Here is a 14,813-nt window from a genome sequence, read left to right on the forward strand (position 1 = left end):
CCCGCGGAGCGGGTCCCCTCCGGGCTGCGCCCGGAGGCAAGCGAACCCCGCGCTGCGCGCGGGGTTGCGCTCACGCTCCGCGTGAGCGCAAGGCGGAACGCAGAGCGTTCCGCCTACCCGCCTTGCTGCGCAAGGCGGGTGACGTCCCGTTCGCTGCGCTCACGGGACTCACCTGGGGGCTGCGCCCCCAGGTGAAGGTGGCTTCCGCTGCGCTCCAGCCACCGGGGCGCTGCGCGCGCAGGGGCCGGCCCCGCTGCGCGGGGCCGTCAACGGGCCTTCGGCCCGGGCAGCGAAAGGGCGGAGAATCACCACTGCCACGGTCTTGCACATACTCATCACGCTCGCCCCTTGCAGAAGCAGGGTGAGGCACGCGAAGACCGTCACGCATGAGCACCAAGACCCATGACATCCAGACGCGACCGTGGAACAGGCTCCTGGTGCTGTTCCTGTCAGGCCTGTGGGTGTTTACGCCGAGCGGACCGGTTGGCGAGCAGAAGACACACCCACACCAGAACATGGCAGGAGGACAAGGCAATGCTCGCCCCGCTGGCGCCCTCGGCTATCCGCCAGGACAGGAATCCGAGGGCTATACACAGCATCGGCCAGTAGAGCCAGGCCCTCCATCGTGCGCCCGGCATGGTCCATGAAGGCGGGGTACGCGAACTCGAACGCCGCTGCATTGAGGCTCCGTTCTCGCTTCCCGTCCACTTGTACGGGCTTCTTGCCCGGGAAGGGGTGTGGTCCAGGTGCCGAAAGACAGTGGGAGACAGGAAGCGGGTAGGCCGAGATGGTCAGGCAGACGGGCGGCCGGTAATAGCCGGCAGGGTCGTTGTCCTGATCCGGCGGTAGGTCCTGAAGCCGTGCACGGTCAACGCTGTCCAGATGACGGTACTGACCAGAGGCCACCACAGGTCCCAGCCCTGCTCGCCCTGGATGAGATTGACGACCCAGTTCACCGCCCAGCTGACCGTAAGAACAAGGGCCGCCCACCTGGCCCACCGCCAAATCCACATCGTTCCTCGGGCGCGGGTTTCCTGTGAGTTCCGATCATCCTGTCGAAGTCGTGTGCCATCCATACCTACCCGCCTACCCGCTGCCCGTCCCTTGCTTCCCGGGCCCTGGGAGAGGGCCGAAAACGGGCGGCCCCGCCCGGCTTCAGGGATACACAGAGGCGGCCTGGGGAGGGACTGGCTGGCAGTCAGGTGTGGGGCACGGAAACACGATGAGCCCCGGGCCGGCGGGGGTGTTGCCTTGCCAGCGGTGGGTCAGGCGTGCGCGTGGCGTGGTGCAGTGGTCTTTCGTGATGCGGCGTGGTGCGCGGGACGTCGCGAGTCTGCGGTTTGGAGGCGCTGCAGCCACAAGGAGGCTGTGAGCAGGAGGCCGCTGAAGACGGTCAGGAGGAGAGCGGACACCCACATCTGTCGGCTGCCGGGCAACTGCCAGGCGGTCCAGGCGGTCAATACCGCCCACAGTAGGACGCCACCTGCGTAGAAGGCGCGGACCCGGCGCAGCTGCCGCACGGCCCGCAAGGACATGACGCGATCAGTTGTGGATGCCATGTCGGCCCGTGTACCCCAATGCACGCTGTTCAACGGAGCGGGTGGGTCGGGTTCGTCCTCCGGTCGCCGTTCACTTCTGCTGCTGAGTGCGTCCTTCGAAATCGCGGCGTACTGCCGAGCCTTGGTCCTCGACCAGCCCTGCACTGTCGGGGAAGTCCAGGGCGGCGCCGCAGTGGCTGCACAGTTTCCCGTCCTCGGCCGGCGTGCCGCACGCCTTGCAGAACCGGTTGCCTTCGTCGGTTTCGGGCTCGTGCGTCATTGATTCTCCTGTGTCGGGTTTCGGGGTCGGGTGGACGGTGATGCATGCGGAGTACCCGAGACTTCGGTGTTGATTCTCCCGTGTGTGCTTCATTCTTTGTGTGGGATAGACTCTGGAATTGGTCCTCTCCTGCGTTGTGGGTTCTGTGGTCGGTTTGAGGGGGCGGTCTGCGGGTCTGTATCGGAGGCGTCGATCGGATGTCGCGGTGCGGGTGCCGTGGCGGCTTTCCCGACAACCATGTGTGTGCGGTGAGTTGGCGCTTACTGGTTATGGGGACTGTTGTCCGGCTGGCTGGAGAGGGGACATCGAAGTGGCGGTGAAGGAAGTGCGTCCGCATCAGCGGGAAGCCGTGGACGCGGTACTTCGAGCGCTCGAATTGTCTGCAAGATCTACGGTGCCCGAGCGGGGGCTGCGGACCCAGGTGGTCATGGCCACCGGCTCGGGCAAGACCCTCGTCGCCGTACGCAGCGCGCAGGAGCTGCGGGCGGGCCGGGTGCTGGTGCTGGTGCCGTCGCTGGACCTGCTTATGCAGACCGAGGCTGCATGGCGTGAGGGCGGGCGTACGGGACCGATGATCGGGGTGTCGTCCCTTCGGGGGCCGGAGGCCGCCTTCCCTAACACCACGGACGTGGACGAGCTGGTCGCCTGGGTGCGGCCATTGGACAAGGTCACCGTGTTCGCCACCTACGCCTCCCTCGGGCTCGGCACGCTGGAGCGCGCCCACCAGGCCGGTCTTCCGGGCTGGGACCTGATCGTGGTCGATGAGGCGCACCGGTGTTCGGGTCGGATCGGGAAGCCGTGGGCGGTCATCCACGACAACACCCGCATCCCCGCGCTGCGCCGGCTCTACATGACCGCCACCCCGAGGCTGTGGCAGCTCGAGGACGACTCCGGGGCTGCACCGGGCGTGCCGGGTGAGCTGGTGGCGTCGATGGAGGACGATCCGGATGGTCCGTTCGGGGCCCGGTGCTACACCCTCACCCTGTCGGAAGCCATCGACCGGGGGATCTGCGCGCCGTACCAGGTGGTGTGCGTGGACATCACGGATACCCAGCTCCAGGCGGCGCAGCTGCTGGGTGTGGAGGGCCGCTCGGACGAGGTGCGGGGGGCGCGGCTCGCTGCTCTGCAGACAGCGCTGGTGAAGGCCTCGGCGGAGGAGGGCTTCCAGCGGACTCTGGTCTTCCACCACCAGGTGAACGAGGCCGAGGCGTTCGCGGCCGGTCTCCCCCGCGTAGCAGGCCGGCTTCATGCCGCGGATCCTGGGCTGTACCCGCGCGCGGTGTGGGCGAACTGGCTGTGTGGCGACCACGGGGCGCTCCACCGGCGCCGCGTCCTGGACCAGTTCTCCAGGGGGATCGCCGCTGACGGCACCGTCGTGGAGAAGACGTTCCTCAGCTCCGTTCGCGTGCTCGGCGAGGGGGTCGACACCCGCGAATGCGACTCCGTGTACTTCGCCGACGTCCGCGGCTCCATGCCCGACCTCGTCCAAGCCGTCGGCCGCGCGCTCCGGATCCAGCCCGGTGAGGGCAAGACCGCCTCGCTGGTGGTGCCGGTCCTGCTCGGCCCCGGCGAGACGGCCGACAACATGCTCACCTCCCGGGCCTACGGCGGGCTCGCAAAGCTTTTGGAAGCGCTCAGAGCACACGACGCCAGGGTCGTGGAGGCTCTGGCGCAGCCCCAGGCACCAAGCCGTGTCAGAGGCGTACAGAGCCGCAGTGCAGACCAGGAGGGCGAAGGAGCCGAGAGCGACCGAAGCGACCGGCTGTCGGTGCCGGCCAGGGAACTGCTGAAGTTCTCCGCCCCGCGCGACCCGGCACAGCTGGCCGCGTTCATCAACCTGCGCGTCCTCAACCCTGAACACGCCCACTGGCGTCGCGGTGTGGAGGCCGCCGTCCTCTACCACCGGCTGCACGGCGACCTGAAGGTGCCGTTCACCTACCGCGTGCCCGGCCGCGCCGACCAGGAGGCCGAAGCCGAAGGGTGGCCGGCCTCGCTCGCCGGTTTCCCACTTGGGCAATGGATCGCCGACGCTCGAAGGGTCTACGCACGCGGGGAGATGGACGCCGACCGTGTCGAGCAGCTGGACAAGCTCGGCATGATCTGGTCGCACTACGACATCGCCTGGGAAGAAGGCCTCGCAGCGGCGCGCGGATGGGCAGCCGAAGCGGGCCACCTCCTGGCCCCGCTGGACGCCACCTACCAGGGATACCGGGTGGGCATCTGGCTGAAGAACGCCAGGGCCGCCGCCCGCAAGGCGCAGGAGATCGAGCAGCGGCGCGCCGAGGGACTGCCTGTTCCGTCGGCGGCCGGGGCACTGTCGCACGAGCGGCGCGAGCAACTGGAGGACATCGACCCGTCATGGTGCCCGGCCTGGCCGGTGGAGTGGCAGCGCGCCTTCCACCTCGTCCGGCAGCACCTGCAGGCCGGCGGCGAGCTGCCATCGGAGCCGGGCGTCGTCGTGCATCAGGGCGAGGATCTTGGCCGGTGGGTGCGGGCGCAGCGATTCGGCTGGGACAAGCTGACGACCGTGCAGCAGTGGATGTGCGAGCACGTCCTCGGTATCCAACCCGCGACCGAGGACGAGAAGCCACGCCCGCGCCGCACGCAGGCCGACAAGTGGGCGCTCAACTATGCCGCCGCCAGACAGTTCTACGAGCGCGAGGGGCACCTTCGGGTACCGAGGCAGCACATCGAACGGATCGCCGTCGCCAGCGGGGCCGGCAGTCGCGACGGCGAAAGCAGCGGGGAGCAGGAGGAACGAGAGATCAAGCTCGGGGCATGGGTCGGGAACCAGAGATTTAGAGCCGCGACGCTGTCGCCGGAGCGGATCGAGCAGCTCTCCACCATCGGCATGCGCTGGACATAGGTCCCGACGGTTTGGCTTTGGAAGCGCCTCCAAGTCGATCCGTGGGCGAGCAGACCGCCGCCGGCGCGGCGGCAGGTCGGGCGTGGAAGGACCTCCTCACACCACAAGGGCTGTGCCCATTACCCGATGAGCCGACAAGCCGTTGAGCTTGGTGTGCATAGTGCGGGGCGGGACACGGAGAACGACGAGCGGACCGATGTTGAGTCCGTGGACGTGCTTTTCCTGGCTGCCGGCAGAACGACGGAGTGTTCTAGGTGGCCAGCGGCTGCTTCCGAGGTGGCCTTTGAGTGGTGCCCACCGCTGCAACCGTTCCCAGCCCGCAAGGGTAAGCGGCTGGCGCCGGGATGGTGGTGGTCGTCAACCACTGGGCGGCTGGTGCACTACGGATCCGCGGCGATGCGACTGCACGTGATGCTCCTCGATCGCGACTCGCGCGTCAGCGGCTTGGCGGCCCGGCCGCTTGAACTGCGGTGGCGCGTGCCGAGCGGGGTGCGGGCGCATGCTCCTCAGCTGATGCTCCGGCTGGCCGGTGGCCAGGGGGTGCTCGTCGACTGTACAGCGAGAGGGGAGCTGTCTCGGCGTCAGCGGTCTCTTGCTGCGGTGGTGGAAAAGATCTGTACGGCGGCGGGCTGGCAGTACTGGGTGCTCGGGCCTGTCGACCCGATATACCGGCGAAATGTGACCTGGCTGGCCGGGTACCGGCACCCGCGGCACCACGGTGGTCGGTTGCTGACTGCCGCGCTGCAGGAGGCGTTCGCCGAGCCCGCGCCGCTGTGGGAGGGCGTACGCAGGGTCGGGGATCCGCTGGTCGTGCTTCCCGCGCTGTTCCATGCCCTGTGGGTAGGACGGCTGGCGGCGGACCTGGGGGTGCCGATGCATGAGCGGATGCCGGTGTGGGCGCAGGCGGCAGAGTGAGGGCAGGCAGCGGAGTGCCGGGCAGGCCGGTGGTGGAGCTGGGGTGCCAGGTGCGGTTCGAGGGGCGTACCTGGACGGTGGCGGGCCTTGCTGACGGTCAGGTGCGGCTGGTGGCCGAAGAGGGTGCAGTAGCGGCGGTTTTGCTGTCGCTGCTGTTCGCCGATGAGGGGTTCGAAGTCCTGGATGCGCCGGGAGAGCCCAGCGTGCCGCCGCTGGGTTTGTTGGAGTCGTTGCCCGAGGCGGTACGGGAACGGGCCTTGGCGTGGGAGCGGCATGTGCGGGAGGTGGAGACGGGGCGGCCTGGTGGGTCCGGTGCGGCAGGACCTGCGCGGGCGGAGTACGACCCGCGGGCGCGGACGCTGGCGCAGCGGGAGGGGGCGAAGGCTGCTGAGCTGTCGGCGGCGGGGATGCCGACCAGTGTGGTGACGGTGCGGCGGATGCGGGCCCGTTACCGCAGGGAGGGGGTGTGGGGGTTGGTGGACCACCGTGCTACCCGGCCGCGGTCCGTTCTGGGGCGTGCGGACGAGCGGGTGGTGGCCGCCCTGCGGGAGGTGTTGGAGGCCGGGCGGGAGCGCTCTAGCGGGACGCTGGGGCGGCTGCGGATGTACACCGAGCGCCTGTTGGCCGAGCGGTACGGGGAGGGGGTGGTGCCACTGCCCTCGAGTGCGGCGTTCAACCGGCTCGTGCATGCCCTCGCCGACCGGAGCGGGCTGCTGGGCAGCGCGCGGCAGCGCCGGTGGCGCTCAGCGAGGCCGGCTCCGCCGTTCGTGCCGACGACGGTGATGGCGCCGGGTGAGCTGGTGATGATGGACAGCACTGTGCTGGACGCCTTCGTGGTGCTCAATGACGGGGTGGTGGAGCGTCCGGAGCTGACCATCGCGCTGGATGTGGCCACCCGCACCATCTGCGCGGCCGTGCTGCGTGCGAAAGGGACCCGTAGCGTGGACGCGGTGCAGTTGCTGGCGCAGATGATGGTCCCGGCGCCGATGCGGCCCGGCTGGGCCGAAGCGCTGGCGATGGAACACTCAGTGGTCCCCTACGAGCGGCTGCTGAGCAGGGACGCCCGGCTGGAAGGCGCAGCGGCGCGGCCAGTGATCACCCCGCAGACCATCGTGGTCGACCAGGGCAATGTGTTCATCTCGTCCTCGTTCATCGCCGCCTGCGAGTCGCTGGGCATTTCCGTGCAGCCCGCACCGCCGGGCAACGGGCCCGCCAAAGGACACGTGGAGCGCACCTTCTCCTCGATCAACACACTTTTCGTGCAGCACGTGGCCGCCTACACGGCCTCGCACACCGGCGAGCGCGGCAAGGACGCTGAAGGCGAGGCGGTGTGGACGCTGGCCCAGCTGGAGGACCTGCTGCAGGAGTGGATCATCTGCGGGTGGCAGGAGCGTGAGCACGACGGGCTGCGGCACCCGATGATGCCGCGCTGTGCGCTGTCGCCGAATGAGATGTGGGCGGCGCTGGTCGCCGTGTGCGGGTACGTCCCGGTGCCGCTGGGCCGTGAGGACTACATCGAGCTGATGCCCCTGAAGCGGCAGAAGATCAACGACTACGGCATCCGCATCGACCACCGCACCTACGACCACAAGGTCCTCAACCCCTACCGCGGCGAGCGCTCGCCGGCGACGGACGGCCTGTGGGAGATCCACTACAACCCGCACGCTCCCGGCCAGGTCTGGGTGCGCCTGCCGAAGCCTGACCAGCCGCGCGGATGTGGGTGGGAGGCCGTGCCGTGGATCCACCACACCCTGGTCAGCGCCCCGTTCACCGACTTCACCTGGCAGCACATCAAGCGCACCGTCGCCCGGCGTGCAGACCGCGCGCAGCACGAACACGACCTGGCGCTCGCCCTGCGCGAGCTGCTGGAACGCGCCGCCGCCGGACATGGCACCCGCCGGGAGAAAGTCGTCGCCGCCCGCGCCCGCACCGCCGCAACCGGTGGTGCGGTGTGGGGAATCCTGTACGGCCAGCAGCCGGAGGCGGAAGCCGATGAGCCCGAGGAGGACATCTTCGGCGGCGACAGCGAGGACGACGAGAAGCCCTTGACCGGGGACGGCGCCCTGAGTGTCTGGCCAGCTGGACACACACCAGTGAGCGTTTCCCCAAACGGCGCGGCGCAGGAAGTCGGCGTGCCTGCACCAAGGCATCCCCGGGTCACGGTCTACGACCCCTTCGAGGAATCCCTGCGATGGTGAGCCCGATCTCCACCGATGCCGTCGGGTTCGCCCCGCTGGCCCCTCCGACCGTATGGCAGGGCTGGGACGCCTTCGTCCACCGAGCCCCGACGCCCGCGCGTAACGCCGACGACCCCGCCTGGTCCCAGGCGGGGCGCGAGGACTACCACTCCGAACTCGCCGTCATGCGCACCCCAGCCATGGACAGCGTGTTCACCGCCGTACGCCGCCTGCTGCTCGTCAACCGCCGCCAGCAGGCCGGCGCCCGCCGCGGGTTGATCATCTCCGGCCCTGCAACGACGGGTAAGACCACCACGATGATGGCGCTCGGGCGTTCCTTCCAGCTGGCCGACACCCGCCAACACCCAGGACAGGCAGAACGCAGACCTGTGCTGTTCATCAGCGTGCCGCCCGCCGCCACCCCGAAGATGCTCGTGAGCGAATTCGCCCGGTTCCTCGGCATGCCCATCACCGACCGACTCAACCAGACCCAGATCACCGGCGCCGTGTGCGACCTGCTGTGCGAACTGGGCACCCAACGGTCCTCGTCGACGACGTCCACCTCCTGGACACCCAGCGGCGCGCCGGCGCGGAAACCTCCGACCAGCTCAAGTACCTCGGCGAACGCATCCCGGCCACCTTCGTGTACTCCGCCATCGACATCGAGACCTCCTCGCTGCTCAGCGGGGTGCGCGGGGCGCAGATCGCCGGCCGCTTCAAAATCTTCCGCCACCGTCCGCTGGCGTATGCCACCGAGCAGGACCGGGCGGTCTGGGACGACCTCGTCCAAGCCATGGAGAATCTGCTGAGACTGCGCTCACACCGGCCCGGAACCCTGGTCAAACACGCCCCCTACCTGCATGCCCGCACCGCAGGGCGCATCGGCAGCCTCTCCCACCTCATCCGGGAAGCCGCCCTAATCGCCATCACCGAAGGCGCCGAGCGGATCACCAAGCATCTGCTGAGCGAGGTCGAGCTCGACGCAGCCGCCGAAACCCAGGCCAGGCTGGCCCGCCCTCGGCGGTCCTGAAGCGCGCTCAGATGGCACACCAGCATCCGCCCCGTGCGAGAGCCCGCAGCAGGGCCGGCGGCGGGGAACGCACGGCAGCGTCCGGCGTCCTGGTCACGGCCCTGGCCGGCGGGGCGGCCGGACGCGTGGCACCGCTGCGCGGGGAGCTGACGCTGTCGTTCCTGAACCGGCTCGCCGCCCGCTACCACCTCGGCCTGCGCGATCTGCTCGCCGCTATCACCGAGACCGATGGCCGGCAAAATGTCGCCGGGATGCTCTACCCGGACAGCGAGATCCACCTCAACGCCCAGGCACGCGAGCGCGTGTGCGCCCTCAGCCGCGTTCCAGCGGCGGTACTGGAACGGGCTCTGCCGGCGTGGACACGCGCAGAACCACACGCGCACTACCCAGGCGGTCCGGCCGGCCGGCTGACCTGCGGTGAGGAAGCCGTCGCCCCGTGGGGCCCTGCGTGCCCCGCCTGCTGCGCCGCCCGCACCGGACGCCGCGTGCCTGCCCGGCGATACCTGGCACCTCAGGAGCGCGTCTGTGGCCACCATCGGTATTGGCTGATGTTCCTGCCCTCAACCGGCGGGCTGCCGGTGCCCCTTGCTTCCTGCCCCGAGGTCCTCCAGGCCCATCGGCGGCACGCCCGGCTGCTCCGACGTACGCCGGAGGGTGAGCAGGCCTTCGACGTCGCGCGCGCCATCACCGGAGCCTGGTGGCACGAGCCCTGGACGGCCGACGAAGACATCTGGCCGGCCCGCCTCGAGGCCACCCGGCCCGCCGGCACCAATCCCCGCTGGTGGAGGACGGCCGCCCGCGACCTGATCACCTACCCCGAGACCGTCGCCCTCGCACGCATGCTGGCCAGCCGCGCCCTGCAGCAGCGCACCGTCACAGAATCGCGGGGCCATCTCCCCTACAAGCTGGGCGAGTTGCCCCGGCTGCTGGCCGAACTCGCCGACCATCTTGGGCGGCCGTGGCTCGCCCACCACCTCGCCGCCGTCACTCACGGGCCGCTGTTCACCTGGGCCCACTCCTGCGTACGCGGCCACACGGCCTCGGCTTCTGCCGCGCGGAAGGCACTGTGGGCGGTGCACTCGGCGCACCGGCCCCGCCCTCTGAGCGACCTCCTCTCCCACTCTCCGGCCGCCGATGGCACCCCGCCCGCGCCTATGACCGCCAAACGGCTGCGCGGCCACAGCCTGCAGGCCGAGCGCGCCTTCGCCCATGGACTCGCCCACGCCCGCACCTACTACGAGGAGCACGGGCACCTCGCCGTACCCAAGGAAGACACCCCCGCCAGCTATCCGCTGGGCCAATGGCTCGCCAACACACGCGCACGCCACACCCGCATGCCCGCCCACCAAGCCGCCGCCCTCACAGCGCTGTATCCGTGGTGGAATGCGCCCTGGAGCACGCTGTGGCAGCGCATCTGGCACCAGGCCCGCAGCCACCACCAGACCCACGGGCCGCTCACGCCATCCCGTGGCTTCCCCAGCACTAGTTACAACCTCGGCGAGTGGCTGTACCTGCAGTGCACCCGCTACCCCGCGCTTCACCCCGAACAGCAGCGACTGCTGGCCGACATCGGTATCGACGCCCACGCCGCGGCGGCCGCCCGGCCACGGCGCCGCAACCTCAAGGCCAGTGCCGAGGAAGCCCTCGCCCACGCCCGCTCTTACGCCGTCGAACACGGCGGGCTGGCATCGGTGACCTCCACCACCGTCCACGAAGGCTTCCGCTTGGGACAATGGCTCGCCAACCAGCGCAACTACCAGCGCACCGGCAACCGGCCCCTACCCGCCGGCCGCGCTCAGGCCCTCAACGCCATCGACCCCTGGTGGTGCCCGCCCTGGCACCTGACGTGGCAGCGCCGCTACTACCGCGTCCGCGACACAGCAGCTGGCCGGCCTCTGTACCCGCAGAACGGCCTCGACGACGCCACCGCGCGCTGGCTACGCACCCAGTGCCGCATCTACGAGCAGCTCCACCCCGACCAGCAACGCCTCCTCACTGAGATCGGCGTCACCGCCGAGGCGGCCCGCACAGTCCAGAGCCCTGCGCCGGCAGCCAAGGCACGCAAGAGAGCCATCACGCCTCCGGAGGCCAAGCCCACCGCCCGCAAAACCTGCCGTGCCCCATCAACAAGACCCCAGCGAACACAACGGGCACGGCCAGCAGCTAAGGCGCCGACAAGCCCCGCCGCTGCGCCCGCAGCCCGGCCTTCCCCCAAGCCCTCCGCAGCCCCCAAGCCGCCCGCCGCACCCCGCAGCCGCCTCGGACACCGCCCCGACCTGGTACCCGGATTCGAAAGAGCCCTCGCGCACGCCCGCGCCTACGCAGCCGAACAGGGCCACCTCGCAGCACCCCGTGACACCCTGCACGACGGGTATCCGCTGGGGTGGTGGCTGTTCAGCCAGCGCAACCGAGCCAAGGACCGGGCACGCCGCGGTCTGCCGCCCTCACCCCACCTGAGCGAGCTCGCCGCGATCGACTCGTGGTGGAATCCGCCGTGGGACCTGCACTGGCAGCGCAACTACTACCGCGCCCGTGACCACGTCCAAGCGGGCCGCCCCTTCGACCCCGCCGCGCTGACCCCCTCCCCCAGCACCGCCCTCGGCACCTGGGTCACCCGGGCCTGCCTGCAATACCACCAACTCCACCCCGGCCAGCGCCACCTCCTGACGCTGATCGGCATCACACCTGAGGTCGCCCACGCACGCACCCGCCGCGCGCACCCCTGGCGCACCGCAGTCGAACACGCGCAGATCTTCGCCGACACCCACGGCCACCTCGCCGCCCCTCGCGACACCACCCAGGACGGCTTCCCACTCGGCCAATGGCTGAACAAACAGCGCTACCGCACCAAAACGAAAGGCCCCACCCCCGCAGCCCACGCCCTGACCTCCATCGACCCCTGCTGGAACCCGCCCTGGGGCATGGCCTGGCAACACGCCTACCAACGCGCCCGCACCCAGCCCCACACCACTGCCAGCCGCCGCTGGCTGACCAAACAACGGCGCGCCTGGCCCCTCCTCCACACCGACCAACAACACCTCCTCACCACAGCTGGCCTGATCAGCATCTGAATCCCTCTGGCCGGCACCATCCGCCCCTGGGCGGCGGCCTCCCTCAACCAGCAGCGATCGGCGAGTACTTCGGGACTGATCTGGCCGAACAGGCCCCAGCTGGCGCTGCGATGCCCGATACTGGTGGCACGTCCGGCGTGCCTACAGAAGAGCACACCGGCCGGATTAAGAGAAAGGCGGCGCGGAAAAGGTTAATGAACCGGCTTAAGGGCTTTATCAGCATTCTTTTTGTTACGAACGCTATATAGCCCGCCCTGCCCAAAAAGCCGAAGAAAACCTCCCCCGCAAGACCCGCCGAAAAACCCCTCTAAACGACCCCACGGGAACAGCGAACCCACGCCCCAAGGGGCTACCAGGCCTGCCGTAGAACAACACCGGCCCGCCCTACGGCGGCGCTGGCCCTTGGCATGCCCTCACATCACGGCACACCTGTGCCGCCTCTCCCCGTCCCAGCCGTGCCCGCACGGCTCGTTCAGGCATGAGGCGGCCCAGCCGTCACGTGCTGGAAGGGCATCCACGCGATGAACTCGTCCTCCGTCGGCCCCATCGCCAGCCTTCTGGCCGGACTCCCCGCCGTCCTCGCCGGCGCCCTGGGTGGCGCACCCTGGTGGGCCGTCGGAGTCATCGTCATCGCGGCCTACCTCGCCGTCCCCCTCACCAGCCTGATCCTCGAACACTCACGACAACGAAAAGGAACACTCGTCGATGAGAAATTCGCAGCCACACTCGACCAGATAACAGACCCCGAGAAAAGAATCCAAGCCATCATCAGCTACCGGCAAGCCACAGCCCCCGCCGCCACCCCCCAGCCACCACCCGACCCGCCACCAGGAGCACTACCGCCCGCCAGCCCAGACAGCGGCAGCCAGTCACCAGCATCCGCATAGACAAGAAGACGGACAGGCTCTCGGCCCTTCCCTTCGATGCAGCAGTTGGCCAAGATGCCGACAGCCTCGGCCCTCAGGGCCCAAGGAGGTCGACAACGAGGCGCGGGACTCGAGCTGTTCTTGCAGCAGTGCAGAATCAGCCGTGCTCAGCTGTTCAGGAACCGACACGGTCCGATCACTGGGAGACTCTGTCTGGTAAGCAGTCGCACTGAGCGGGGGATGTGTAGCTGTGGCGCAGAATCGCAAGGGGTACTACCGAGCAGGGCATTATGTGAAGCCGTCGTCGGCCTCCAGCGGGTGGAAGAAGCCGTCCACGGGTCTTGTCCTGGTGGTCGCTCTGGTGGCCATAGCCGGGTGGAACACCCTGTTCGGAGACGAGTCCGACGACTCGGGGAAGACGCCCCCACCCCAGCCGTCAAGCTCCTCGGCCTCTGCCGTACCTGGTCGCTAACCCCGTTCCCGGCGGAAGACCGAGAAGGTCCGCTGCCACGCCCTTCCGCTATCGGGCCCACGCCGAGGGGGGACTGCGGGGCCCATCGCGTCCGCTTCCGCTGACGTGGCCTCCGCACGCAGTTCCTGCCAGACGGCCTGCCACTGCGTGATCTGGTCTTCGGGGAGACCGCAGGCCGAAAGGTAGGCGGCCATTGTGCCCCAGGTGGTGGGGAGCGTGCTGCGGTTGAGCAGACGGCCGACGGTGCCGGCCGATATGCGTCCGGCAGAGCGCTGGCTGACTGCTCGGTGGGTCAGTCCACTGATCACGCGTACGTCCGCGAGGGCCGTGAAGAACCCCGTGACGGTGCGGATCGAACGCGGGTCCGGCCACGGACGCTCGCCGCTCCCCGCACCCGGCGAAGTGGTGACCGGTGGGGCGGGGAGATCCGCTTGGTTGCGTCCTAGTGCCACCTGGGCGCCGCTGTTGCGGTCCCTGGCCTGCGGAACGGGAAATCCCCGGGCTTCCAGCGTCAGGCGCAGGTGCCGGTAGAGGGCTCCGAGATCGAGCAGGGTGGGACCACCGGGTATGCCGTGACGCAGTGTGTCGAGCAGTGCGCCGGTGAAGGCCGTGTAGGTGTTCCCGACCGGCGCCAGGGCGGTACGGGTCTCGGCGGCGGCAGCCAGGAGGAAACTGCCCTCTACGGCAGCCTGGTCGGCGAGCCCGGGCGAGGCGCTCATCCTCCCCAGAGCCAGGCCGCTGTAGCAGCAGTCCAGAATCACGACGTGTCGCTCGGCCCGGGAGTCCAGGAGGAGGACCTGGCGCAGCCAGTCATAGGGGAGGCCGGTCTCGATACGACCGTACTCGGTGTCCGTCAAGGCCAGACTGAGCGCGTCCTGCGAATCGACCAAGCCATGCCCAGCGAAGTAGACGATCAGCGTGTCGGTGGCTTCGGCAGCCGCCTGTCTCACCGCACCCACCACGGTGTGCGCGACGGCCGGATTCTCAACGACGGTCACATGCTGGTCAGGCAGTTGCAGTGATAACGGGCTGCTCAGGAGACCGGCGAGGGCCTGCACATTGTTGGATACGGCCGGCAACTGCTCAAGGTGCTGATAGCGGCTCGTGCCCACCAGAACCGCCCGCGATGCCCCCGGGTCGGGCAGCACGCTCACCGATCCCCGTCCCCACCGCCGTCGGCGATGTCAAGCGCCCGCGTCGCCCGCTCGATCTCCTCATCGGAACAGTCCGTGAGGACAATGACTGTGTCCCCACGGCGGATCTCCACCCGCGGCCGCTGCGGCCGCGTCTGCCGCCACGCCACCACCGCCAGCACGAACGACGCCGCACTCCACCCGTTACCCGTCACCAACTGCAGCACATCAAGCGCCGTGCCCATCTCCCCCGGCTCCGGCACACCGCCCCGCGCCCCGACCGCCACAGACCGACGCACCTCAGGATCCGCACGCAACCAGCCCTGCAGCGAACGCAACTCTCCTACAGACGACTCGACCCGCACCTCTAGGTCACGTCCGCTGGAGTGGTGTATCGACGGCCACTCGGTGATCTCGTTTTGAGGCTATGCGGTGAGTTCGGTGGGCAGGACGGTGTCGTCGGTT

Annotated in this window: 9 protein-coding genes and 1 pseudogene; 6 read left to right on the plus strand and 4 right to left on the minus strand. The window is 69.3% G+C overall.

The genetic code is table 11. From position 1 onward, the window contains the following. Positions 1 to 791: 791 nt before the first annotated feature. Together ACFYOV_RS33465 and ACFYOV_RS33470 are read right to left on the minus strand one after the other, a co-directional pair. Positions 792 to 956, minus strand: coding sequence for a hypothetical protein (locus ACFYOV_RS33465; protein ID WP_389094362.1), 165 nt, complete (start codon positions 954 to 956; stop codon positions 792 to 794). Between the two features lie 673 nt (positions 957 to 1,629). Next, positions 1,630 to 1,818 (minus strand): hypothetical protein, encoded by a 189-nt coding sequence (locus ACFYOV_RS33470; protein ID WP_389094363.1) that lies wholly within the window; start codon positions 1,816 to 1,818, stop codon positions 1,630 to 1,632. A 310-nt stretch (positions 1,819 to 2,128) separates the two neighbouring features. Between ACFYOV_RS33470 and ACFYOV_RS33475 the strand changes: the two genes are divergently transcribed. The 6 genes and pseudogenes from ACFYOV_RS33475 (at position 2,129) to ACFYOV_RS33500 (ending at position 11,877) form a co-directional block, all read left to right on the plus strand. Next, a complete protein-coding gene (locus ACFYOV_RS33475) occupies positions 2,129 to 4,684 on the plus strand; it encodes a Helicase associated domain protein (RefSeq protein ID WP_389094365.1) in 2,556 nt (851 codons plus the stop codon). 276 nt (positions 4,685 to 4,960) lie between these two features. Beyond that, positions 4,961 to 5,599: a TnsA-like heteromeric transposase endonuclease subunit gene (locus tag ACFYOV_RS33480; protein ID WP_389094375.1), complete on the plus strand. Its 639-nt coding sequence runs from the start codon at positions 4,961 to 4,963 to the stop codon at positions 5,597 to 5,599. Beyond that, a complete protein-coding gene (locus ACFYOV_RS33485) occupies positions 5,596 to 7,797 on the plus strand; it encodes a Mu transposase C-terminal domain-containing protein (RefSeq protein ID WP_389094367.1) in 2,202 nt (733 codons plus the stop codon). The genes ACFYOV_RS33480 and ACFYOV_RS33485 overlap by 4 nt, the downstream gene beginning before the upstream one ends. A gap of 179 nt (positions 7,798 to 7,976) precedes the next feature. Continuing rightward, a pseudogene (locus ACFYOV_RS33490) lies at positions 7,977 to 8,252 on the plus strand (TniB family NTP-binding protein); the annotation flags it as partial. Between the two features lie 44 nt (positions 8,253 to 8,296). Then, positions 8,297 to 8,806 (plus strand): hypothetical protein, encoded by a 510-nt coding sequence (locus ACFYOV_RS33495; protein ID WP_389094377.1) that lies wholly within the window; start codon positions 8,297 to 8,299, stop codon positions 8,804 to 8,806. An 11-nt stretch (positions 8,807 to 8,817) separates the two neighbouring features. Then, complete coding sequence (locus ACFYOV_RS33500) at positions 8,818 to 11,877, plus strand: Helicase associated domain protein (protein WP_389094369.1); 3,060 nt, start codon at positions 8,818 to 8,820, stop codon at positions 11,875 to 11,877. Positions 11,878 to 13,211: 1,334 nt separating this feature from the next. Here ACFYOV_RS33500 and ACFYOV_RS33505 read toward each other — a convergent pair. Next, positions 13,212 to 14,369 carry a caspase domain-containing protein gene (locus tag ACFYOV_RS33505; RefSeq protein ID WP_389094371.1) on the minus strand — a complete coding sequence of 386 codons (1,158 nt, stop codon included), beginning with the start codon at positions 14,367 to 14,369 and terminating at the stop codon, positions 13,212 to 13,214. Continuing rightward, positions 14,366 to 14,713, minus strand: coding sequence for a hypothetical protein (locus tag ACFYOV_RS33510; protein WP_389094373.1), 348 nt, complete (start codon positions 14,711 to 14,713; stop codon positions 14,366 to 14,368). Before ACFYOV_RS33510 ends, ACFYOV_RS33505 begins: the two co-directional genes overlap by 4 nt. Positions 14,714 to 14,813 lie beyond the last annotated feature (100 nt).

The organism is Streptomyces sp. NPDC005931, assembly GCF_042871235.1.
In the GTDB taxonomy this organism is placed as follows: domain Bacteria; phylum Actinomycetota; class Actinomycetes; order Streptomycetales; family Streptomycetaceae; genus Streptomyces.